Origin of the sequence: Klebsiella sp. S69 (genome assembly GCF_016516145.1) — a bacterium.
Lineage (GTDB): Bacteria > Pseudomonadota > Gammaproteobacteria > Enterobacterales > Enterobacteriaceae > Klebsiella > Klebsiella oxytoca.
Genome location: NZ_JACVUU010000020.1, coordinates 52,013 through 75,683, shown reverse-complemented (window position 1 = coordinate 75,683; position 23,671 = coordinate 52,013). Strand labels below are relative to the sequence as shown.

Here is a 23,671-nt window from a genome sequence, read left to right as displayed (position 1 = left end):
TACGGCAAGTTCTGTTTATTGCACCGTGAAGTTCGCGGCAACAATTTGCCCCGCCTCATCCATCACCACCAGTTGATAACGGTCAGGGCGATCGATGTTAAGGGTCGCGCTGGAGCCTTCAGCCGGCATAGGCTCACCGTTAAGAAACCACCAGCGCCGCCCTTCCCCGCCGGTCGTTTGCAGCGGCAGCATCACCTTTTGCTCGCCGGGCAGTCGTTTAACGACTGCGCCCTCGCGTATGCCCGAGAGCACCAGCGGTGCGGCATCAGCGCTTTGGACCGGCGGACACGCCGCCGAAACTGCAGGCAGCCTGACCCGACGTCGTTCGCCTGCGGGTAGCCAGGGTTCGAGCGGCAGCGGCCAGACGTCGAAGCTTTTCTCTACCGCGCCGGGGCAATCTGCCGCCACCCGCTGTCCTTTTTCGTTCAGCCAGACCGGAAAGCGGATCCCTCGCATACCTTCCTGTCCAGGGAGCAGCAAGGTCGGCGGCTGACTCTCATCAAGTAGCCAGGTGGCCAGCCGTCGGCGGCAGTTCGCATCCCCCGCAGGTAAATACTGCCCGCCGGGCCAGCAAACCGTCCCGGCGCTGACCGATGAGGGACGCGGGTCGCTCGGCAATCCGCCGTGGCTCATTGCCGGCCGCGCCAGCAGCATATTATTGACCTGATTCAGCAGCGGCACCGCGCTGGCGAAGCCAAACTGTCCGACAACCGGCGTGCCGTCAGGTCTTCCGGTCCAGATACCTATCAGATAGCGGGCGTTCACGCCGATTGCCCAGGCATCGCGATAGCCGTAGCTGGTTCCGGTTTTCCACGCCAGCGGCACCACCTGTACCAGCGACGCATCGGGAACCGGCTGCGCTTCGCCGGCCAGAATGCGCCGCACAATCCAGGCGGCCCCCGGCGACAGCAGCGGTCGTTCAACCAGCGGTGAATCAGGAGTGATGCGCAGTTGCCCCGCCTTACCGTGACGGGCGAACGCGCTGTACGCCGCCACGATATCCGCCAGACGCGCGCCGGCGCCGCCGAGGATCAGCGATAGATTCGGCTCCGCGCCGGCGGGCAGCATCAGCGGCAATCCGGCATTGCGCAGCCTGGCGGCAAAACGCTTCGGCCCGTAGGCCTCCAGCACCTGCACAGCCGGAAGGTTCAACGAGCGAACCAGCGCTTCGCTGGCGCTTACCGGCCCGTGAAAACCGCTGTCAAAGTTGCCCGGCCGGTAGTCGCTAAACCGGCGCGGGACATCCTGTAATAGCGAAGCCGGATGGATCAGCCCCTCATCCAGCGCCATGCCGTAGACAAACGGTTTCAGTACCGAACCCGGGGAGCGGATCGCCGATACCATATCAATGTGGCCAAAGCGGCTATCATCACTGATATCCGCCGATCCTACCCAGCCGCGCACCTTCATATTGGTATGGTCGACCACCACCATCGCTAAAGAGCTGCGCGGCGGCAGGCGCGATTTCCAGTTCAGCGCCAGATCCTCCAGCTGCCGCTGCAGCCCGGCATCCAGCGTCGTTACTAACTTCTCAGACCGGCTGCTCGCCAGCGCGCGGCGGGAAAAAAGCGGCGCCAGCTGCGGCATCTGCCGCGGAAACAGCCAGACGGGCTCTTCGATAGCTTCTCGCACCGGCTGCGGCGGCCACACGCCCTGATTTTCCATTCTCAGCAGCACTTTATCGCGCGCCGCCTGCGCACGTTCCGGCCAGCGGTCCGGGCGCAGCCTGCTTGGCGCCTGCGGCAGAACGGCCAGCAGCGCCGCTTCGCCGTAGCTTAGCTGTGCGGGCGGTTTACCGAGATAAGCCCAGCTGGCCGCGCCAATCCCCTGCAGCGTGCCGCCGAACGGCGCCCGATTGAGATAGAGCGTGAGGATCTCGCTTTTTGACAGATGCCACTCCAGCTGCAGCGCCCGCCATAGCTGACGCAGCTTGCCGCCGAAGGTGCGGGGATGAGGATCGAGCAGGCGCGCCACCTGCATGGTCAGGGTGCTCCCTCCGGAGATCACTCTCCCGGAAGTGAGATCCTGCCAGGCGGCGCGAGCGATCGCAAACGGGTTAACGCCGGGATGCTCCCAGAACCAGCGATCTTCATAGTGGATCAGCGCCTGCAAATAGCGCGGCGAAACATCAGCCAGCGTTACCGGATAGCGCCAGACGCCCTGCGCATCGGCAAAGCGCCACAGCGGCGTCCCGTCTTCCGCCACCACTACTCTGGCAGGGGTAACCTCACGCAGCGGCAGCGGCCACAGCCGGTCTGCCGCCAGCAGCAATAGCCACAGCAAAAAAATAAACGCCGCCAGCCAGCGCCAGCGGCGTTTGATACGCCTCAGCGCCCGCATTTATGGCGCAACGGTTAGCGGTCCGCTGGCTGCGCCAGTTGCCCGCCACTGCGGCACGTACATCGACTCAACCTGCGGCTGCGGTACCTGATAGGTGCCCGGCGTCACCGCGCGCGCCAGATAAACCAGCGTCACCGGCTGGCCTTCATTGATAGCTACCGCGGCCACAAAGCGATCGTCGCGAAACTCAATGTGCTGGATATCGGCCTGCTGCATCTGGTTAAGCAGATTTTGCACCACCTCGCCGTTCTCCTGCAGACTGGCGCTGCTGTTGGCCAGATTCTGGTTTTCCAGCTCCAGCCCCGCCGGGAGTAAATCCACTACCAGCGCGTCCGGGACGTTACGCTTAGCCGTCACCTCCAGCTTCACCAGCACTAGTTCGCCGCTGCGCAGCGAAGAGAGCGATTTCTGCTGACCCTGGGTATCGAAAACTTGCCGTTCAATGCCCAGTACGTTGCCCCCCGGCTGCGGCGCGTTCTGCGGGTAGCCGCTGCTATCGAGACGCAGCCACAGCGGCTGCTGACCGGTATTGGTCACCTGCAAGGCCGCCAGCTGATCGCCGGTCAGGTTACGGGTTTGCGCTTTCTCACCGGAGAGCGGTTCGGCCTGCACGGAGGTTTGCGCCTGCCAGCTGCCGGGAAGATCCTGCAACGTGCGTCCGGCCAGGAACAGGGCATTACTCTCCTGCGTCGAGAGCCAGCGCTGGCCGTAGGCTTCTTCCGCCAGATGGCTGAGCAGCGTATTTTGCGCTTCCGGCAGCAGTTTGTTCTCCTCCAGCAGCGCCAGCTTCAGCGCATCGTCGCGCAGCTCGCTGCCGTAATCGCCGAGCCAGCGGTTCGCCTCCTGCCGCGGCGTGCTCAGCGCCAGCTTCAGGGCTTCGTCGCCGCGCGGCGCATCGCCCATCATTTTCAGGGCCACGCCCAGCTGCAGCAGCGGCAGACCGGAACGCGCCTGGTCGTGACGGCTCCAGATTTCGCGCAGCGCGCCGAGCGGCGCTTTCTGCTGCCGTGCCAGCACCAGCGCGGCGTAGGCCTGAGCGGCAAAACGGCTGGCCTGGGCATCATCGCTGTAGCGGACGGCGATCAGCCCCGGCTCCTGTAAATAACGCAGCAGGCGCTGGTTGCCGTTATTGACGGCATTGGTTGGTACGCTATAGCCCTGCTCGCCCGCCCGGACGAGGAAGTCCATCGTGTAGGCGGTTAGCCAGTACTCTTCCGGCCCCTCTCTGTCCCACAGGGCGAAACCGCCGTCATCGCGCTGCATCTGCAGCAGGCGAGAAATGCCGATATCCACCGCCGCGCGTCGTTTTTCATCGCTATCGCCGCCGATCCCCAGGGCTTTAAGCTGGGCGGCGTTGGTATAGAGCGACGGGAATAGCCCGCTGGTGGTCTGCTCCAGGCAGCCGTAAGGAAAGGCCTTCAGGTCGCGAATATAGCGCGCCAGGTTCAGCGGCGGCTTGCCGCTAAACACCAGCTGCCCCTGCAGTGTGGCCGGCGAGAAACCCTCGCTTTGCGCCGCCGGAGCCTGCCAGCTTTCCCCCGGCTGGAGGACAGCGCCGGAATTCACGGTTTGCGCCGGGAAGGCGGGACGCACGCCCAGCTTCCACTGCTTCTGCATTGGCGTGAAAGTTTCACCCGGCAGGTTCAGGCCGCTGATGGTGGCATTTACCTCACCATCGCCAAAGCCTTGTAGGGCGCGAACGGGCACAAACAGGGTGCTGCGCGCGCCGGGCGCCAGATGCACCGGCGGTATTTCTCCCCCTGCAAGCTGCAGCAGACCGCTGGCTGCCAGCGCAACGTTGAGAGTCTGCGGCTTATCGGTCAGGTTGCTGAGATCCAGCGCCAGGCGAGTGGTATCTCCGCTGGCGAGGAAACGCGGCATATTCAGCTCCGCAATCACCGGCGCCGCCACGATCGTTTTTTCTTCGCTGCTGCCGAAATCATCAGCCGTCCACGCCTGCGCCATGATCCGCAGTTCGCCGTTAAAGTCGCCGATTGGCAGGGTCACCGTCCCTTCGCCTTTCTCATCCAGCATAACCGGCTGCGCCTGCTGGGCGATAATCGTCACGTGATTAACCGGCGGCTTACCGCCGCGTTTCAGTTCATCGCCGTCGCCGCCAAAGCGCAGGCTGGCGAGCCTCCCCTGTCCTTCAATGACCTGACCATAGATATCGTAAATATCGGCGCCGTAGCGTTTCTGGCCAAAGAACGCGTTCCAGGGATCCGGCGTGGCGTAGTCGGTAATATTGAGTACGCCGCTATCGACGGCAGAGAGCAGAACGTTAACCTGTTTCGGCGTCTCGCCTTCTTTGAGGCTGGCCTTAATCTTCACTTTCAACGGCTGGTCAGGACGCATTTTATCCGGTGCTTCCAGCGCCAGATTCAGGCGACGGTTATCATCGCCAAGCGGCAGGTGCAGCAGCCCCACGGCCCGTTTTGGCGTTGCGGACTGGGATTTATCCCCCGGGCGAATCACCAGGGTGCTGAGGTACAGGTCGTGACGATTCCAGGCTTTATCCACCGGGATAGATAATTCCATCCCTTCCGCCGGGACGTCAATCTCCTGCCACCACAGCGGCCCTTCGCTTGATTCCACCAGCGCGTAGCCTTTACCGGCAGCCGGAGCGGCAATATGCAGCTTGATCGTATCGCCGGGTTTATAGGCCGGTTTATCCAGCTTCATGGTAACGCGGTCCGGACGCGCCGCCCCCTGGCCTTCGCTGTTATCCTGCCAGCTGTACCCTGCCCAGAAGCGTACGCTGCTGACGACATCATCCGGCCCTTTGACTTCCAGGCGATAGGCGCCCCACTCGACCGGGAAACTGACTTTCGCCGTTTGCCCGGCAGAGAGATCGAGCGATTCCTCACCTTCCTGAAGATCTTTTTGATCGAACTGTGACTGCCAGCCTTCGCTCTCGGACCAGTTCCAGTAGTAGTCGCGACGTTCGCGAATTAATCGCACCTGCAGCCCGGAGACCGCTTTCTTTTCGCCTTTGGCATCGGCGTAGACAATTTCAAATGCGGCGTTGCTGTTTTCATCCACTACCGGCTGCTTGATCGTGCTGTCGGTACGATAGTCATAAACCTCTTTCAGGGCGAATTCCGGACGGATGCCAGGCAGCGTTTCGGCCGGCCAGATCGGCTGCCTGACGGTGCGCGTAACCGGTCTGCCGCCGGACTCCAGCAGGCTGGCCTGCAGGATCACCTGCAGCGGCGAGCGGCTCTCCTGCCACTGGCTGGCGGCGGTGACTTCCGCATGTCCCTGGTCATCCAGGGTGGTCTGCACTTCATCCAGGCTGCGGGAAAGATTCTCCTCGGCAATGTCGCCAAACTGGAAGCCCGGCAGCGCAGGTACCGCGTCGCGCAGCGGACGCAGGAACAGTTTACCCTGCAGCGAGTTGCCGCTGGCCGGCGCGCCGTACAAATACGCCCCGCTTACGGCAAAGCTGACATCCGCAGCCGGCGAAACGGGGGCATTTTGCGGCGTGAGATTCAGCGCCATGCGCTCAGGCATAAAATCTTCAACGTGAAAATCCCACTCGCGCGGCTGGTTATCGCCGGTACTGGCGCGAATGTGCCACATCCCGGTCGCCGCGCCGCTATCGAGCGGATAAGTAAATTGATACAGGCCATTGATCGGTTTGCTGACCGTCGAGCGGATTATCTGGCCATCCGGCTGCACCACTTCCAGCTTTACCGGCTGTTCGGGAAGCGGCCTGCCGTCGCTATCGCGCAGTAACGCGTTGAGGATCACCGTTTCGCCCGGGCGGTAGAGATCGCGCGGACCAAACATAAACAGCTGCTTGCTGAAGCCCGGCGCGCCGGCAATAGAAAACTCAGCCAGATCCAGCGCCGGAAGTTTAAGATCCAGCAGAGTGGTTTGCCCGTCCTTACGCGCCAGCAGCAGCGCCGCGTCTTTATCCGTTTGTAACTTCACGTGCCCCTGAGCGTCGCTCTTCGCCTGCGCCAGGGTTTGCCCTTTGGCGTTCAGCAGCTGCACATCGATACCGGACTGCGCCGCGCCGTTTTCCAGACTCTGGGTAAAGACATCCAGCCGATGGTGATAACGGTGCGCGGATACGCCAATATCGCTGAGGGTGAACAGCGTCGCAGCGTTGCTATAGCTGTAGCGGCCCGCCTGATTCATCACCGCGATATAGACGCCCGGCTCCTGCAGTGGCTTGATATCCGCCAGCGGCAACAGCAGTTTTTCGCGCGTATTGCGCGCGGGGTTGAGGTCAAAACGGCCGGTGTAGACCAGATCGGCCATCTTCAGCAGCTCGTCCGACTCCCAGTTGCTCAAGGAATTCCGGTATTCCCATTGGCTGACGAAGGCCGAAAGTGATTCAGGTTTAATCCGGAAAAAATTGACGTCGATGTTATCGACATTCAGCGCCATCACCGGCAGTCCGGCCACGACTTTCCCCGGCAGCAGCGAGCCGCGGCTGGCAAAGCCGATGCTCGGGGCGATGTCGCGGGTGGTAATGGTTTTTTCAAAGCTGCTGTCAAAAGTCGCTTTATTCAGCGCCGCCAGGGTGGGATCCACCGAAACGATCAGCTCGCGTTTTGGCTCAAGATGGCGAAGACGCAGCTCTTTAAGGTTGGGCGCCAGCTCCCATGCCCCGTCAACTTTGCCGCTTTTTTTGTCGACCAGATACACGCTGCGGGAGAAATCCTGATCCGGCTGTAGAGGAATAGAAAAAGTCAGCACCAGCGTCGCCGCGCCGTCGAGCTGAACTTCAGAGGCATCCAGCAGCGTTAACGCTTTGCCTTTGCTTTTCTCAGCCAGCGCCGCCAGCTGGGCGCTGTCCGGCTTCGCGGGCGCGTTATCCGCCGCTGCGGATGCCGCCGGCGCGGCCGCCTGCGGTTTGCCGCTGTCGTCGCAGCCGGTTATCGATAGCGCGGTAAGTAGCGCCAGAGACAGCGCCGCCAAACGAAATGGTTTCATCCTTCTAACCCCTCGGCCCGCAGGCCAGATACATTCAGTGAACACATTATTATGCGTTAACGGCAGAATTACCAATAGCCCGCCAGCCCGCAATATTGGTAGATAACCGGGGCGGCGCCCCTGCGAACCACGGATAGCTGGAGTGAATTAATTTAGCGGATATATCGCGCTACGATTTTTCTTACCTCGACCTTTAATATCCTCAACCATTGGCACTTTTTATTCTGAAATTCCCCTCTCTCCGGCCATATAAATTGACAAGGCGCGAGCTTTCTATTTATTGTTCGGGATATCAGTGCCTTTAAAATATAAATCATTACCCTGGCGATGATAGTGACTGTCCGTTCCACAGTCTTCCAGAAAGCACAACATCAACCCATCTCATATTCCTTATATGGGATAAATAATATGGAAGTTATTTATGTCTCAAATGGTCGCACTGTCGATTATTATTTTAATTCTTTATATCGGCGACGTTGTTTCTACCCGCACAAAAGCCTGGATTCCCTCGGTATTTGTCTGCGCCGTTCTGTTTTTAGTCGGCTACTGGACATTTTTTCCGGCAGATATCATTAGCCGGGCCGGGATCGGTACGCCAGTTGCCATAATGCTCATGTATCTGTTAATCACGAATATGGGCACCCTGCTGTCGCTGAAAGAGCTGGCGCAGCAGTGGAAGACCGTGGTCATCTCTCTCGCCGGTATTGCCGGGATCGCGGTGGCCGTCTTTGCGGTGAGCATGATGCTATTCGATCTTAACACCGCGCTGGTCACCATTCCTCCGCTGGTCGGGGGTATCGTGTCATCGCTGATTATGTCGCAGGGCGCCAGTAACGCCGGCCTGGTAGACCTGTCGGTTTTTGCCATTTTGATTTACGTGATGCAGGGGTTCGCCGGATATCCGCTGACCGCGATTATGCTGCAACGAGAAGGCAAAACGCTGCTTGCCCGCTACCGCAGCGGCGAACAGCGCCCTGATGACATTGCCGAAGAGCACGCGATGCTCGCCGTCGGCGAGGAGAAAATGCCGCGCCTGTTCAGTAAAATCCCCGTCAGCTACAACAGCAATTACTTTAAATTCCTGCGTCTGGCGCTGGTCGGCTGTCTGGCCTGGGTCGTCGCTGACCTCGCAAAGCCAATCGTGAATATCAGCCCCTTCGTACTGTGTCTGTTTTTTGGCGTCGTATTTACCTCGTTAGGCTTCCTGGAAAAACATACCCTGCATAAGGCTAACGGCTTTGGCTTCGCCATTATGGCGTTGATGCTCTTTATCTTTGATACGTTGAACAAAGCCACGCCGGAGATGCTGCTGCGTCTGCTATTCCCGATGGTAGTGTTAATCGCCACGGCGGTGATAGGTATGTTTGTTGTCTCCTGGCTGGTCGGAAAACTGCTTGGCGTCAGCGGTCCGATGGCATTCGCCATCTCTTTGACCGCGCTGTACGGTTTTCCCGCCGACTACATTATTACCAACGAGGCCATCAACGCCCTCACCCACGATGAAAAAGAGCGCCAGATGCTCACCCACCATATGCTGGGCCCGATGCTGGTTGGCGGATTCGTCTCCGTCACCATGGTTTCGGTGGTGTTAGCCGGAATTCTGGTCGGCTATCTGACGCCGGTGCTCGGTTGAGCGCGTTGAATTTTTAGCAAATTATGGAGCCATTGATGATTAACCCTGATATCACCGCGATTATCGCCAGACAAGAACAGGCGATGATCGCTTTTCGCCGCGACCTGCACGCCCATCCGGAACTACCCTGGGAGGAGAAGCGCACGACGGATCGCGTCGCCACCGGACTGGAGGCCATCGGTATCCCTTACCGCCGCACTCATCCCACCGGAATCATCGCCGACATCATCGGCGGCAAGCCGGGTAAAACCGTAGCTCTGCGCGCCGATATGGATGCGCTGCCGGTACGGGAGCTGAACGATCCGCTCGACTATAAATCACAAACGCCCGGGAAAATGCACGCCTGCGGCCACGACGCCCATACCGCCATGCTGCTGACCGCCGCCCATGCATTATATGATGTTCGCGAACAGCTGACGGGCAACGTACGGCTCATCTTTCAGCCTGCGGAAGAGATTGCCGAAGGGGCAAAGGCGATGATACAGCAGGGGGCGATTGATAACGTGGATAACGTTTTCGGAATGCATATCTGGTCGGGCACGCCGTCCGGAAAAATCTCCTGTAACGTCGGTTCATCCTTTGCCTCAGCCGATTTACTGAAAGTGACCTTCCGCGGCCGCGGCGGCCATGGTTCGATGCCGGAGGCCTGCGTCGATGCGGCGGTCGTCGCTTCCGCTTTCGTGATGAATCTACAGGCTATTGTGGCGCGAGAAACTTCCCCGCTGGAATCTGCGGTAGTGACTATCGGCAAAATGGATGTCGGCACGCGCTTTAACGTCATCGCCGAAAACGCCGTTCTTGACGGTACCGTACGCTGCTTTAGTCTTGAAGCGCGCCAGCGGCTGGAGACGGCGATTAGCCGCTATGCCGAGCATACTGCCGCAGTGTATGGGGCGACCGCTCAGGTTGACTACTGCTACGGTACGCTACCGGTGATCAACGAAGAGCGCAGCGCGCTGCTGGCGCAGTCGGTTATCCGCGACGCATTCGGCGATAGCGTCCTTTTCAACGAAAAGCCGACTACCGGCGGAGAAGATTTCAGTTTTTATATGGAAAATATCCCCGGCGCCTTTGCGCTGCTTGGCTCTGGGAATAAAGAGAAAGGCAGCGACTACGCGCACCATCACGGCTGCTTTAATATTGACGAGCAGGTGATGAAAAGCGGCGCTGAACTGTACGCGCAGTACGCCTGGCGCTATCTGCAGCAAAACGCGTTTTAAGCGCCCCCTCCCCCGACGCTGCTCGGGGGAGCATCACATTCCCACCGCCTCTTCTTGAAAATGCCTTGTCGATATCGCAAAAAACAACAACAATCACTCTATTGTTGATGACACGGAGGCACTCATGTCTACCTCGTTTTTTGTCGCTGCCGACTGGCTGGCAGAGCATATTGATGACCCGGAAATCCAGATTATCGACGCGCGGATGGCGCCGCCGGGACAGGAAGAGCGCGATCTTAACGCTGAGTATCAGGCCGGTCATATTCCCGGCGCCGTCTTTTTTGATATCGAAGCCCTCTCCGATCACACCAGCCCGCTGCCGCACATGATGCCGCGCGCGGAGGCGTTTGCCGTCGCCATGCGCGAACTAGGCGTCAGCAGCGATAAGCACCTGGTGGTATACGATGAAGGTAATCTCTTCTCTGCGCCGCGCGCCTGGTGGATGCTGCGCACGTTCGGCGTTGAAAAGGTGTCGATTGTTGCGGGTGGGCTGGAAGGCTGGCGCCGCGATGGGCTACCGCTGGAGCAAGGCCTTCCCGAACTGCCGGAAGGGGATTTTGACGGACGCGTCGATCCGCTGGCGGTCAAGCGGCTGACCGATGTGCTGCTGGTCAGCCATGAAGGATCGGCGCAGATCGTCGATGCGCGTCCGGCAGGGCGCTTTAATGGCCAGGTGGCAGAGCCGCGACCGGGCCTGCGCTGCGGGCATATTCCCGGCGCGCTAAACGTGCCGTGGACTGAACTGGTGATTAACGGCGAACTTAAAACCACTGATGAACTCAACGAGATTTTTGCGCGTCAGGGCGTCGATTTTGAACGGCCGATTATTGCCAGCTGCGGCTCCGGCGTAACGGCGGCGGTCGTCGTGCTGGCGCTCACTACTCTCGGCGTTAACGGCGTTAGCCTGTACGACGGCTCATGGAGCGAATGGGGCGCGCGGACGGATTTACCGATTGAGCCGGCCCAGTAGGCAGTAGATAGCACAATGGGGGCCCGGGCCCCCATTGTGTTAAATAATTCGATTTTGCTTAAAGTCGCGCAGGAAGCTGCCCCAGCGCTTTTCATAAAACGGCGTAATGTGGGCGATCATAAAGTGGCTAATTCCCTTTTCACCCTCCACCACCTGACAGATGTCAATCGGCTCATCGCCGGGAAGCGTATCGGTCGCCACGCTGCCGGTCGCCTGAATAACCTCCTCAATATCGCCTTCCGCTTCAATGCCAATCAGCAGGTTGGCTGGCGCATCGGCGCTGTCTTTGATAGAGCATAAAAACGCGCGCTTCACCGTTTTCAGCGTCTTAAACAACGCGGTCAGCGAGTCCACCATCTGCGCAGGCGGCTCGGCAACCTCAGACAGCAGCAGCGACTCTCCGCCTTCCAGCACGGTCTGGGTGCTGAGCGGGCTGCCCTCTTCGCCCAGCAGATGGCTGATCTCACGCGGCGCAAACTCTTTGCCGGTGGCGAGTTTGGCATTGAGATAGAGCGTCTCGCCGAGGGTCATGGCAAATAGCGTGCGCACCGGCATCACCACGAAAGACTGTTCGTCCTCAACGGCCTGCTGCAGCGCCGCCAGCGAGGTGAAGAAAGGAATGACCGATGTACCATCATCTTTTTCCCAGTGCTGCAGATCCAGTACGCTGTCTTCAACGACCTGCTCGCCCTGCGCGGCGGCTCCCGGTACCCAAACGGTGGCTTCCAGCAAACTGCGGAAAAAAGCCGGACGATGGCCTGGTTCTATAGCCGCCTTCTCCAGCAGGATTTCTAGCTCATTTTTAGTTTCGGACATAGTAGTTCCACAACGATGATCCCTCCGCCCCGACGCTCTCCTCAGCGGGAGAAAACCGAACGTTGTCTCATCCTCAGGGAGAGAGTCAGGGTGAGGGGAAAAAGTTATTCCGCGGTCAACAGATTCGCAATAGTGCGCACGCCGAGGCCGGTCGCGCCCGCCGACCACTGCTCAACCGCAGATTTGCGGTAGGTCGCCGAGCAGTCGATGTGCAGCCAGCCTTCATGGTAATTCTCCACGAAGTGGGACAGGAAGCCCGCCGCGGTGCTGGCGCCGGCCGGATAGGCCGCGCTGCCGGTATTGTTCAGTTCAGCAAAGTTGGACGGCAGCTGGCCGCGGTGGAACTCAGCCAGCGGCAGACGCCAGAAAGCTTCGTTTTCAGCCTGCGCGCTCGCCAGCAGTCGATTCGCCAGCCTGTCGTCAAAGCTGAACAGGGCGTGATAGTCATTGCCCAGCGCGGTTTTCGCCGCGCCGGTCAGCGTGGCGGCATCGATGATCAGCTCCGGCTTTTGCGCCGAAGCATCGATCAAGCCGTCCGCCAGCACCAGACGACCTTCCGCATCGGTGTTCATGATTTCCACGGTTTTGCCGTTGCGATAGTGAATAATATCGCCCAGTTTGAAGGCGTTACCGCTAATCAGGTTATCGGCACAGCACAGATACAGCTTCACGCGCTTGTTCAGGCCGCGAGTAATGGCGAACGCCAGCGCGCCGGTTACCGTCGCCGCGCCGCCCATATCGGACTTCATTGAGTCCATAAATGCGCTCTGCTTGATGCTGTATCCGCCTGAGTCAAAGGTAATGCCTTTGCCGACCAGACAGGCGTATACCGGAGCTTCTTTGTCGCCAGTCGGGTTATAGTCCAGCGCCAGCAGGACCGGCGGACGCTCGGATCCGCGGCCGACGGTGTGGAGGCCCAGGTAGTTCTGCTCGCGCAGATCTTCGCCCTTAGTGATGCGATAAGAGACGTTATCGCAGGCCACGCTGCACAGCAGGTCTACCGCACGCTGCGCCAGCTGTTCCGGCCCTAGCTCTTCCGCCGGGGCGTTGATGGTGTCGCGCACCCAGTCAATAATGGTCAGGCGGTTATCCAGTTCGCTTTTCTGCACATCGTCAAGAGCTGGCCACTCAACTTTGCGACTGCCTTTCGGGCCTTTATAACCCGCCCAGAACGCCCATGCGCGGTCGGTATCCCAGCCCTCGCCGTCAAGCGCGACATGTTTAATACCCATGCCGTCAATTTTACGCGCCGCGCGCTGAATCAAACCCAGGTCGTCTTTGCCGTTCAGGTGCAGGGCGATGCCGTCGTTATTCATGCTGTAAGACGCTTTTTCTCCCCAGCGCGCATCGGCTGGCTGAGCGGTAAGCGTAATTTTCATAGCTTCGGTCATTATCATTATCCTTCTTAGCAAACGGGCCGCCGTATGGCAGCCCGTAAAGTTTTTTCGCTCGTTGATTCACTCGGCTTAAAACCACCGGGTAAATCATGACGCGAAAATTATTCGGCTTCGTCTAACCAGACTAGCAGAATCGCCTCAAGAATTTTTTCATTGGATGCGTTTGGATCGTCATCAAACTCTTCCAGGTCGCAAATCCACTGATGCAGATCGGTGAAGCGAACGGTTTTCGGGTCGAGATCCGGGAAAGCGTCGTACAGCGCTTCGCCGATTTCACGACTATCGGTCCATTTCAGTCCCATATTAATGCTCGCGTGCGTGGTTGATGGTGTAACGCGGAATTTCGATGACCAAATCTTCGTCAGTCACCCGCGCCTGGCAGCTCAGACGGCTGTCGGGTTCAAGCCCCCAGGCCTTATCCAGCATGTCGTCTTCATCTTCGGTACTTTCAGCCAGCGAGTCAAAGCCTTCGCGCACGATGCAGTGGCAGGTGGTGCAGGCACAGGATTTTTCGCAGGCGTGTTCAATCTCAATGCCGCTACGCAGAGCAGCATCAAGAATGGTCTCACCGGTCTCAGCTTCCACAACTACGCCATCCGGACACAGGTCCTGGTGGGGCAGAAAAACAATTTTTGGCATTTTAAACCTCGTCCACGGATTGGCCTTTCAGCGCGATACGGACCGATTGATCCATACGACGTGCGGCAAATTCCTGGGTTTGTGTGTCGATATTTTTAATCGCTTCTTTGATTGCATCGGCATCATCGCCTGCCGCTGCGGCGCGTACTTGCTCCGCGGCGTCATCGATAGCCTGACGCTCTGCGGCGCTTAACAGCGCGGCGTCGGCGGCCAGCGCGCTGACCAGACTTTCCAGCACGCGTGCGGCTTCAACTTTTTGCTCGGCCAGCATACGCGCCTGGACGTCCTGTTCGGCGTAGCTCATCGAATCTTTAATCATGCTGGCGATCTCGCCATCGGTCAGACCGTAGGACGGCTTCACCTGAATTGAGGCCTCGACGCCGGTCGATTTCTCCATCGCCGTCACGCTCAGCAGACCGTCGGCATCCACCTGGAAGGTCACGCGAATATGCGCCCCGCCCGCCGGTAATGCCGGAATGCCGCGCAGCGCAAAGCGCGCCAGGGAACGGCAGTCCTGCACCAGCTCGCGCTCGCCCTGCATAACATGGATAGACATCGCCGTCTGGCCATCTTTGAAGGTGGTGAACTCCTGCGCGCGCGCGACAGGTATGGTGGTGTTACGCGGAATAACCTTTTCCACCAGGCCACCCATGGTTTCCAGCCCCAGGGAGAGTGGGATGACATCAAGCAGCAGCAGTTCGCTATCCGGCTTATTGCCTACCAGAATGTCCGCCTGAATCGCCGCGCCGATGGCGACGACTTTATCCGGATCGATAGAGGTCAGCGGCGTACGGCCAAAGAATTCGCCGACGCGTTCACGCACCAGCGGCACGCGGGTCGAGCCGCCCACCATCACCACTTCCAGCACCTCTTGCGCCTCAACGCCTGCATCTTTCAACGCGCGACGGCAGGCCAACAATGTACGTTTTACCAGCGGCGCGATCAGCTCATTAAACTGGCTGCGGGTCACTTCACCCTGCCAGCCGCCGACGTTCACCCGCGCCGTATCGGCATCGCTGAGGGCGATTTTCGCCGCGATGGCCGCGTCGAGCAGCTCACGCTGCAGGCGGTTATCGCTGCGATCGTTCAGGCCAGCCTGCTCGCGCAGATAATCGGCCAACAGATGATCGAAATCGTCACCGCCGAGCGCGGAATCGCCGCCGGTCGCCAGGACTTCAAATACGCCGCGACTCAAGCGCAGCACGGAGATATCAAAAGTGCCGCCGCCGAGATCGTAAACCGCGATAGTTCCTTCCTGACCGGAGTCCAGACCGTAGGCAATCGCCGCCGCGGTGGGTTCGTTCAGAAGACGCAGGACGTGCAGGCCCGCCAGACGCGCGGCATCTTTGGTACCCTGACGCTGAGCATCATCGAAGTAGGCCGGCACGGTGATCACTACGCCATCAAGCTCGCCCGCCAGCGCCTCGGTGGCGCGTGCGGCCAGCGCCTTCAGAATATCGGCAGAAACGCGAACCGGATTGAGCAGTCCGCCCGTTGTCTGAATCATCGGCAGGCCGTTTTCGCTGGCCTGCAGGTGATAAGGCAGATGCGGGTAGCGGGCCTCGATATCGGCCAGAGAGCGCCCCATCATGCGTTTGACGGAGCTAATGGTGTTGACCGGATCCTGAGCGGCGTTTTGTCGCGCGTCGTAGCCCACCGTCAAACCCGAAGCCTGATAGTTCACCACCGATGGCAGCAAATAGCGCCCCTGATGGTCGGGCAGGGTTTCGGCCTGGCCGCTACGCACGGTAGCAACCAGTGAATTGGTGGTGCCCAGGTCGATACCCGCCGCCAGACGTCGCTGGTGCGGCGCGGCGCTCAGGCCAGGCTCACTAATTTGTAATAAGGCCATAATTGCTTCCGAAAATTAAAAATCGAGCAGTTTTTCTTCGAGTTGTTCCGCACTGCTTCGCAGTTTATCGAGAAAACGCAGCTTGCGCACGGTATCCGCCGCCGCCTCCCACGTCTCGTTATTAAGTTGTTCAACCATCAGCTGATGCCGGGTATCAAATTGCGCTTTGACCCGCTTGATAAAACTTTCCAGCCGCGCTTCATCTTTCGCCTTGCCTATCTCATCAAGCTCTTCGCGCAGTTCCAGCTGTTCCATCAGGAACGCGGTATCGCGCACGGTATGCTGCTCGCTGGCGAGATCGAATCCGTGAAGCGAAAGGAGATATTCGGCGCGGGTCAGCGGGTGGCGAAGGGTTTGCCACGCCTGATTGATGGTGGCGGACTGCTGCACCGCGGCAAGCTGTTCGGCCGCGTTGCCGCTGGCGAACTTGTCCGGGTGATACTGGCGCTGTAGCTCCTGGTACCGGGCAGCCAGAGGTTCTAACGAAAGGGTATAGCTGGCCGGTAACCCGAAGAGGGTAAAATAGTCCATAACAACCTCAGGGTTAACGAGATAAAGCAAACCCCACTTACGGATGTCCGCAGTGGGGTTTAGATGACATTGCAATTACACGTTAAAGCTTTCGCCGCAGCCGCACTCGTCTTTCACGTTCGGGTTGGTGAACTTAAACCCTTCGTTAAGACCTTCTTTGACGAAGTCCAGCTGCGTGCCGTCGAGGAACTGCAAGCTTTTGCCGTCGATCACGACCTTCACGCCTTTGTCTTCAAACACGGTGTCTTCTGCCGCCGGCTCGTCAACAAACTCCAGTACATAAGCCATACCCGAGCAGCCGGAAGTTCTGACTCCCAGGCGCAGACCAAACCCTTTACCGCGGTTGGCCAGAAAGGTGTGGACTCGCGCTGCTGCACTGTCGCTTAAAGTAATCGACATAACAAACCTCAACTCTTAATTATTTTGCTTCACGTTTGCTTTTGTAATCCGCAATCGCGGCTTTAATCGCGTCTTCCGCCAGAATAGAGCAGTGAATTTTCACCGGCGGCAGTTCGAGCTCGTCGGCGATATCGGTGTTTTTAATCGCCTGAGCTTCGTCCAGCGACTTCCCTTTCACCCATTCGGTTACCAGGGAGCTGGAGGCAATAGCGGAACCGCAGCCGTAGGTCTTGAAACGCGCGTCTTCAATGATACCTTCATTGTTGACTTTAATCTGCAACTTCATCACGTCGCCGCACGCCGGTGCGCCAACCATGCCGCTGCCGACGTTTTCGTCGCTATTGTCGAAAGAGCCGACGTTGCGCGGATTCTCGTAATGATCGATAACTTTTTCGCTGTAAGCCATGATGAATTCTCCTTATTGGTGCCGAATTAGTGATGTGACCATTCAATGCTGTTCAAATCCACGCCCTGCTTGAACATTTCCCACAGCGGAGAGAGTTCGCGCAGACGGCCGATGGAGTTACGGACCAGATTGATGGTGTAGTCAATCTCTTCTTCGGTAGTAAAACGACCTAAAGAGAAACGAATAGAGCTATGCGCCAGCTCGTCGGTCATCCCCAGCGCGCGCAGCACGTAGGACGGCTCGAGGCTTGCGGAAGTACAGGCTGAACCGGAGGAGACCGCCAGGTCTTTCAGCGCCATAATCAGCGACTCGCCTTCAACGTAGTTAAAGCTGACGTTGAGAATGTTCGGCGCGCCCTGCTCGAGATCGCCGTTCAGGTAGACCTCTTCCATATCTTTTACGCCGTCCCACAGACGGTTACGCAGGCCGCGCAGGCGGGCCATTTCGCTTTCCATCTCTTCTTTCGCGATACGGTAAGCTTCACCCATACCGACGATCTGGTGGACTGGCAGCGTCCCGGAACGCATACCGCGCTCGTGACCACCGCCGTGCATCTGCGCTTCGATACGGATACGCGGCTTACGACGCACGTACAGCGCGCCGATGCCTTTCGGGCCGTAGATTTTGTGGCCGGAGAAGGACATCAGGTCCACTTTCAGCTGGCTCAGATCGATAGGCAGCTTGCCCACGCTCTGGGTCGCGTCAACGTGGTAAATGATACCGCGGGCGCGGCACATCTCGCCGATGGTAGCGATATCCTGCACCACGCCGATTTCGTTATTCACGTGCATAATGGAAACCAGGATGGTGTCATCACGCATCGCGGCTTCCAGCTCTTTTAAATCGATAATGCCGTTACGCTGCGGGGCGAGGTAGGTCACTTCAAACCCTTCGCGCTCCAGCTGACGGCAGGTATCCAGCACGGCTTTGTGTTCGGTTTTGCTGGTGATGATGTGCTTGCCTTTTTTCTGATAAAAGTTGGCTGCACCTTTAATCGCCAGGTTATCGGATTCCGTCGCGCCGGAGGTAAAAACGATTTCGCGCGGGTCAGCGCCGACCAGCTCGGCAATCTGATTACGGGCGATATCTACCGCCTCTTCAGCCTGCCAGCCAAAACGGTGTGAACGAGAGGCCGGGTTACCAAAGGTCCCGTCCAGGGTCAGGAACTGCATCATTTTCTCGGCAACACGCGGGTCCACCGGCGTGGTTGCGGAGTAATCGAGATAGATCGGTAATTTCATTGCTCTATAAACTCCGTACATCGCTTCAATGCAAGGAATCAGGCAACCGGCTGGATGTACGACCGAGTACACAGGATGTCGGAGCATCCCGGCCTGATTCGAAAATCTTTTTATCTTTTTTACTCAGTTCGTTTCAGCTTGCAGCACCTCGCTGCAAGATGAAACTGAACGAGAACTACGCGCGCAGTTTGACGTCGATAGCGTCCTGAGCACGGGTATTACGCTGGGATTCATGGTTGTGCTGACGACCGGAGACATCGAGGATTTCCTGGTTATTCACCAGTTCGCCCAGCGTGATGTTATTCAGAAAACCGGTCAGTCGCTCGCTCAGATCGCGCCACAGCGCGTGAGTAAGGCACTTATCGCCGCCCTGGCAGCCGCCTTTACCCTGACAACGGGTGGCGTCAACGGATTCGTCTACTGCGCTGATAACTTCGCCAACCGCGATGCTACCCGCTTCTTTACCTAACAGATAACCGCCGCCTGGACCACGTACGCTGGAAACCAGACCATTTTTGCGCAGGCGAGAGAACAGCTGTTCCAGATAGGAAAGCGAAATTCCCTGACGCTCTGAAATATCAGCCAACGGAACCGGACCCGATTCAGAGTTGAGCGCAACGTCAAGCATCGCGGTCACGGCATAACGCCCTTTAGATGTCAGTCTCATGTCTTACTTAACCTCAAACTCGCCCCTGCCCGGGCTTTTTATTAATATGGGTATTGCATAGCAAGGGCAAGTCTGACATTCCCGAGTAAATTGGTCAACTATTTACTTGACTGTTTTAGTCAGGTATTTGGCTTTCCGTGCCGTTTCACTTCAGCGCGGCCTGACGCCCTCACTCCGCCCCTCTTCCACAGGGAGAGGGGAACCCGCAACGACCGTGCCAGCATCGCGCCGCCGGGCAACGGCGGGCACTATTATTCTTTATTTTTCTGCTGCTGCTCAATTGACGCCAGCATACCGCGCAGGATGTTCAGCTCCTGGCTTTCCGGACGGGCGCGAGTAAACAAACGGCGCAGTTTGTTCATCACCTGACCCGGGTGGCTGGCGCGAATAAATCCGGTTGCCAGCAGCGTCTGCTCCAGATGACCGTAGAAACGCTCTAAATCATCCACTAGCGGATACGGGGTTTCCTCATGCTCAACGACAGGTTCATTTTGTTCCTGCGCCGCCAGCCAGGCCATCCGGACTTCATAGGAGATAACCTGTACCGCCATCGCCAGGTTCAGCGAACTGTATTCCGGATTCGCGGCAATTGCCACGTGGTAGTGACACTTCTGCAGCTCTTCGTTAGTCAGGCCTACGCGTTCGCGGCCAAATACCAGCGCGATCGGCGCATGCTTCGCTTCAGCAACGCTTTTCAGACCGCATTCACGCGGATCGAGCATCGGCCACGGCAGCGTGCGGGAACGCGCGCTGGTTCCCACGACCAGGCTGCACCCCGCCAGGGCTTCATCGAGGGTATCAACGATGTTGGCATTGCCAATCACGTCGCTGGCTCCGGCCGCCAGAGCGATGGCCTGAGAATCAGGTTTAACCAGAGGATTGACCAGCCAGAGGTTGGTTAACCCCATGGTTTTCATTGCGCGGGCGACGGAGCCCATATTGCCGGTGTGTGAGGTTTCTACGAGTACGATTCGAATATTTTGCAGCATTATGGTTCTTCGGCTAAAGATTATTCGTGCATGCTATCATAAAACGGAGACATAAGCAGATTTCACTGTTACTATATGCGCCGTTTTTTCCCGTTCTTTAACATCCAGTGAGAGATACCGATGCATCCGATGCTGAACATCGCCGTGCGCGCAGCGCGCAAGGCGGGTAATTTAATTGCCAAGCACTACGAAACCCCTGACTCCGTAGAAACCAGCCAGAAAGGCAGCAATGATTTTGTGACCAACGTCGATAAAGCCGCAGAGGCGATGATTATCGAAACCATTCGCAAATCTTACCCGCAGCACACCATCATCACCGAAGAAAGCGGTGAGCACGCTGGTGAAGATCAGGATGTTCAATGGGTTATCGATCCACTGGATGGCACCACCAACTTTGTAAAACGTCTGCCCCACTTCGCCGTATCCATTGCCGTACGCATTAAAGGCCGTACTGAAGTAGCCGTGGTTTACGATCCAATGCGTAACGAACTGTTTACCGCAACCCGCGGTCAGGGCGCGCAGCTGAACGGCTACCGCCTGCGCGGCAGCAGCGCTCGCGATCTCGATGGCACGATCATCGCCACCGGCTTCCCGTTCAAAGCAAAACAGCACGCGACCTCCTACATGAACATCCTCGGCAACATGTTTACCGAATGCGCGGACTTCCGCCGTACCGGTTCCGCCGCCCTGGATCTGGCCTACGTTGCTGCTGGCCGCGTTGACGGCTACTTTGAAATCGCGCTGAAACCGTGGGATTTCGCGGCCGGCGAGCTGATCGCCCGTGAAGCCGGCGCTATCGTCTGCGACTTTACCGGCGGCCATAACTACCTGCTGACCGGCAACATCGTTGCAGGCAACCCGCGCGTTGTGAAAGCGATGCTGGCCAATATGCGCGAGCAGCTGAGCGAAGCACTGAAGCGTTAATTCCCATTGGCGGGTGCATCCTCTGTCACCCGCCATATATACCTATGTAATTTTCCCAGCGTCCCGCTTAAAATAAACCTGATTATCACAACTGGACGTGAAGATTAGGTACTTACATGAATATTACGCAAAAATATCAGACAATCCCGGATGTAAATACGCTACGTAATCATCTGATGCTGTATGCAAAAATTGATTTTTTGCTCAGTCTGGAGGACGAAGATGAAGATGGTGCTTATTATCACTACGATGATAAAGACTGGTTGCCCGGTGGGGATTATATTCGGGTCGATGATGGCTGCGGCGATCATGTTCATATTTTGATGACACCAAACGGCACCGTGATTAAGGGTTTTGCGCATGAGAGTAAACTTTCGCCCTACAATCCTCATCTCCCTGAATGGATCTCCCGCCATGATTTTTTTGCAGGGTTGCCTGAAGAGCTGAAGAAAGAAATCATAAACCCCTCTTTTGAGCCTGAATGCACAACTTTTGTGGTCTGGGCGCAGGAGGGAGATCGCTGGCAATTTGCAGCCATGGCTGAAGCGCTTAATGAATTTGATGGTAGTGCTGAATTCTTAGAACCACTAGCCGATCTGGCAAGCTATTACAACTTGCTCACAGAATATTATGAAGTAGAGCTAGACTGGGCGGCACTCGAAAAGCTCTATCACGGCGCACCTTTTACTGAATCAATTTTAGCGACGCTCTTCCCTGAGCAGGACCCGAATGCATTGCTGAACATGCTGGAAGAAAAGTTTGGCAACGCCTGAATGAGATCCCGCAATAACAGGAAATCCGGCTTGTCCGATTTCCTGTTCCACTAATTTAAGCAGCAAAGAAATCATTCCCCGGGCACTTTTCCGAAACATCCCCTATAGCTTTACATTATCCCTGCAATCTCACACGATCCCTGACCTGATAGAAAGAAATGATGTTCAACAAGGATGTAATAATGACTTTTCCCGGCGGCAAGCGCGGCGCCAAATACTTTTTTATTCTGTTTATTGTGGCAGTATGCGTTTATCTACTGCCTCGCGTCGCCATCAATGCTTTTTACTATCCGGATAATGAAGTCTATGGGCAGGATCCCTGGTCTGCCGAATCCGTTACATTCACCGCTAAAGACGGTACCCGCCTGCACGGCTGGTTTATTCCATCAGCTACTGGCCCTACAGATAATGCGGTCGCAACGGTGATACATGCCCACGGGAATGCCGGAAATATGTCGGCGCACTGGCCGCTGGTCAGCTGGCTGCCGGAACGCAATTACAACCTTTTCATGTTCGACTATCGTGGATTTGGCAAATCTCAGGGCACGCCTTCGCAACAAGGCCTGTATGACGATACGAAAAGCGCTATCGACTATGTGCGCCAGCGCAGCGACGTGAACCCACAGCGTCTGGTGCTGCTGGGGCAAAGTCTGGGAGGCAATAACATTCTTGCCGCAATTGGCTACTGCATGCATTGCGTTAACGAACGTTCGGCAAAGCGCTCGGGGATCCGCGCCGTTATTCTCGACTCAACTTTTGCATCCTATTCGTCTATCGCCAATCAGATGATCCCCGGCAGCGGCTTTTTGCTCAATGATAGCTATAGCGCAGACCGAAATATCGCATCCATCAGCCCTATCCCGCTGCTGATTATTCATGGTAAAGCGGACCATGTGATCCCTTGGGAGCATAGTGAAAAACTCTATCAACTAGCTCTCCAACCGAAGCAGAAAATCCTTATTCCGGATGGCGAGCATATTGACGCATTTTCCGAACGCCACGGCGATCGCTACCGTGATGAGATGGTGCGCTTTATGCAAAACGCGCTGTCAGAAGCTAAGAATTAAGCAAGGATGACACAATCCGCACCGCGGTATTTATCGCCATACACAATATCGCCACGCCGTTAAACAGGGCGAAATGCGCGCGCCATTTCTGGCCTCCCGCCTCACCAACCAGGCGACGTATCAGGCAGGCTATCCCGCCGGTGGCGAGTCGGGACAATAAAATGCCCACCATGACCGGCGCAAACAGCAGCCACCCCAACGGCACATAGTCATTTTCGCTTGCGCCGTGCAGCAGCAATACGATCTGAAACGGCAAATAAAACCCCAGCGCGAAAATCAGCGGTAGCCGAAGATTGCTGATTGGGATTTCAGGTGTTTTCACCAGGCGCCAGGCATCATGAACCAGCGTCAACCCCAGAATCAACGTGGCGAAATAGCAGATGTAATTGAAAATTGAGATAAAACGCAGCAGCGTATCTCTGGGGATATCCTGCATAAACCCAACGCGCCAGAAAATAATGATGAAGAAACCGCACTGCGGGCGCCAGCTACGGACTATCCAGACAAAAAAATGTCTGCGCGTGGGGTGGTTATGCAGCATCCAGGCAACAAGCGGCATCTTACCGTGACCCGGGTGGAAAAAAACCAGCACGAAACCGGCAATCAGCAGCTGGCCGTGTACAGCAAAGGGTACGCTTTCCCAACCCGTTTGTCTCAGGCTAATCAGATTATACAAAGCCGTATATATGCGGGGGAGATCGACAGGCCACCAGCTTGCCAGCTCAGGCCAGAAGTAGATGAGAGATAAGCCGACGAGCAGCCCTGCCGCAGCGGAAAGCCCAAGCGAGTATTCAGAGTTTGCCGATTAATTAACGGCCATAATGACTACTTGTCACAACCTGATTGCAAAACTGAACGCT

The 23,671-nt window shown here is 57.4% G+C and carries 20 protein-coding genes; 6 read left to right on the top strand and 14 right to left on the bottom strand.

Annotated elements, in window-relative coordinates; genetic code table 11:
* Positions 1 to 15: 15 nt before the first annotated feature.
* Both pbpC and IAE27_RS19515 read right to left on the bottom strand, forming a co-directional pair.
* Positions 16 to 2,340, bottom strand: coding sequence for a peptidoglycan glycosyltransferase PbpC (gene pbpC / locus IAE27_RS19520; RefSeq protein WP_070555707.1), 2,325 nt, complete (start codon positions 2,338 to 2,340; stop codon positions 16 to 18).
* The gene (locus IAE27_RS19515) at positions 2,341 to 7,287 is read right to left on the bottom strand and encodes an alpha-2-macroglobulin family protein (protein ID WP_154022959.1); all 4,947 of its coding nucleotides are present in this window, start codon (positions 7,285 to 7,287) and stop codon (positions 2,341 to 2,343) included.
* A 421-nt stretch (positions 7,288 to 7,708) separates the two neighbouring features.
* Between IAE27_RS19515 and IAE27_RS19510 the strand changes: the two genes are divergently transcribed.
* The 3 genes from IAE27_RS19510 (at position 7,709) to sseA (ending at position 11,110) form a co-directional block, all read left to right on the top strand.
* Positions 7,709 to 8,920: a hypothetical protein gene (locus tag IAE27_RS19510; RefSeq protein WP_023321430.1), complete on the top strand. Its 1,212-nt coding sequence runs from the start codon at positions 7,709 to 7,711 to the stop codon at positions 8,918 to 8,920.
* 35 nt (positions 8,921 to 8,955) lie between these two features.
* On the top strand, positions 8,956 to 10,140 hold the full coding sequence (locus IAE27_RS19505; protein WP_115239320.1) for a M20 family metallopeptidase: 1,185 nt from the start codon (positions 8,956 to 8,958) through the stop codon (positions 10,138 to 10,140).
* Between the two features lie 124 nt (positions 10,141 to 10,264).
* Entirely contained in the window at positions 10,265 to 11,110 is an 846-nt protein-coding gene (gene sseA / locus IAE27_RS19500) for a 3-mercaptopyruvate sulfurtransferase (protein ID WP_023329917.1), read from the top strand.
* Between the two features lie 39 nt (positions 11,111 to 11,149).
* Here sseA and sseB read toward each other — a convergent pair whose 3' ends face one another.
* From sseB to trmJ, 11 genes are all read right to left on the bottom strand, one after another.
* Positions 11,150 to 11,926, bottom strand: a complete 777-nt coding sequence (gene sseB, locus IAE27_RS19495; protein WP_023329918.1) for an enhanced serine sensitivity protein SseB — start codon at positions 11,924 to 11,926, stop codon at positions 11,150 to 11,152.
* Positions 11,927 to 12,030: 104 nt separating this feature from the next.
* Positions 12,031 to 13,317: an aminopeptidase PepB gene (gene pepB, locus IAE27_RS19490; protein ID WP_023329919.1), complete on the bottom strand. Its 1,287-nt coding sequence runs from the start codon at positions 13,315 to 13,317 to the stop codon at positions 12,031 to 12,033.
* Between the two features lie 107 nt (positions 13,318 to 13,424).
* Positions 13,425 to 13,625 (bottom strand): Fe-S cluster assembly protein IscX, encoded by a 201-nt coding sequence (gene iscX, locus IAE27_RS19485; RefSeq protein WP_004104502.1) that lies wholly within the window; start codon positions 13,623 to 13,625, stop codon positions 13,425 to 13,427.
* Between the two features lies 1 nt (position 13,626).
* A complete protein-coding gene (gene fdx, locus IAE27_RS19480; protein WP_004104503.1) occupies positions 13,627 to 13,962 on the bottom strand; it encodes an ISC system 2Fe-2S type ferredoxin in 336 nt (111 codons plus the stop codon).
* Between the two features lies 1 nt (position 13,963).
* Positions 13,964 to 15,814 (bottom strand): Fe-S protein assembly chaperone HscA, encoded by a 1,851-nt coding sequence (hscA, locus tag IAE27_RS19475; RefSeq protein ID WP_004114424.1) that lies wholly within the window; start codon positions 15,812 to 15,814, stop codon positions 13,964 to 13,966.
* A gap of 15 nt (positions 15,815 to 15,829) precedes the next feature.
* Positions 15,830 to 16,345: a co-chaperone HscB gene (gene hscB, locus IAE27_RS19470; RefSeq protein ID WP_108704691.1), complete on the bottom strand. Its 516-nt coding sequence runs from the start codon at positions 16,343 to 16,345 to the stop codon at positions 15,830 to 15,832.
* A gap of 75 nt (positions 16,346 to 16,420) precedes the next feature.
* Positions 16,421 to 16,744: an iron-sulfur cluster assembly protein IscA gene (iscA, locus tag IAE27_RS19465; RefSeq protein WP_154022961.1), complete on the bottom strand. Its 324-nt coding sequence runs from the start codon at positions 16,742 to 16,744 to the stop codon at positions 16,421 to 16,423.
* A gap of 19 nt (positions 16,745 to 16,763) precedes the next feature.
* Positions 16,764 to 17,150: a Fe-S cluster assembly scaffold IscU gene (gene iscU, locus IAE27_RS19460; RefSeq protein ID WP_002913991.1), complete on the bottom strand. Its 387-nt coding sequence runs from the start codon at positions 17,148 to 17,150 to the stop codon at positions 16,764 to 16,766.
* A gap of 26 nt (positions 17,151 to 17,176) precedes the next feature.
* A complete protein-coding gene (gene iscS / locus IAE27_RS19455) occupies positions 17,177 to 18,391 on the bottom strand; it encodes a cysteine desulfurase (protein ID WP_004134936.1) in 1,215 nt (404 codons plus the stop codon).
* Between the two features lie 175 nt (positions 18,392 to 18,566).
* The gene (gene iscR, locus IAE27_RS19450; RefSeq protein WP_004104510.1) at positions 18,567 to 19,058 is read right to left on the bottom strand and encodes a Fe-S cluster assembly transcriptional regulator IscR; all 492 of its coding nucleotides are present in this window, start codon (positions 19,056 to 19,058) and stop codon (positions 18,567 to 18,569) included.
* A 251-nt stretch (positions 19,059 to 19,309) separates the two neighbouring features.
* Positions 19,310 to 20,047 carry a tRNA (cytosine(32)/uridine(32)-2'-O)-methyltransferase TrmJ gene (trmJ, locus tag IAE27_RS19445; RefSeq protein WP_004114430.1) on the bottom strand — a complete coding sequence of 246 codons (738 nt, stop codon included), beginning with the start codon at positions 20,045 to 20,047 and terminating at the stop codon, positions 19,310 to 19,312.
* A gap of 120 nt (positions 20,048 to 20,167) precedes the next feature.
* On the opposite strand from trmJ, the gene suhB reads away from it, so the two are divergent.
* The 3 genes from suhB (at position 20,168) to IAE27_RS19430 (ending at position 22,811) form a co-directional block, all read left to right on the top strand.
* Positions 20,168 to 20,971, top strand: a complete 804-nt coding sequence (suhB, locus tag IAE27_RS19440) for an inositol-1-monophosphatase (protein ID WP_004104514.1) — start codon at positions 20,168 to 20,170, stop codon at positions 20,969 to 20,971.
* 116 nt (positions 20,972 to 21,087) lie between these two features.
* Positions 21,088 to 21,744, top strand: coding sequence for a hypothetical protein (locus tag IAE27_RS19435; RefSeq protein WP_108704690.1), 657 nt, complete (start codon positions 21,088 to 21,090; stop codon positions 21,742 to 21,744).
* Positions 21,745 to 21,926: 182 nt separating this feature from the next.
* Positions 21,927 to 22,811, top strand: a complete 885-nt coding sequence (locus tag IAE27_RS19430) for an alpha/beta hydrolase (protein ID WP_115239318.1) — start codon at positions 21,927 to 21,929, stop codon at positions 22,809 to 22,811.
* On the opposite strand, the gene IAE27_RS19425 is transcribed toward IAE27_RS19430, so the two are convergent.
* Positions 22,801 to 23,487: a hypothetical protein gene (locus IAE27_RS19425; protein WP_083307714.1), complete on the bottom strand. Its 687-nt coding sequence runs from the start codon at positions 23,485 to 23,487 to the stop codon at positions 22,801 to 22,803. The genes IAE27_RS19430 and IAE27_RS19425 overlap by 11 nt on opposite strands.
* Positions 23,488 to 23,671 lie beyond the last annotated feature (184 nt).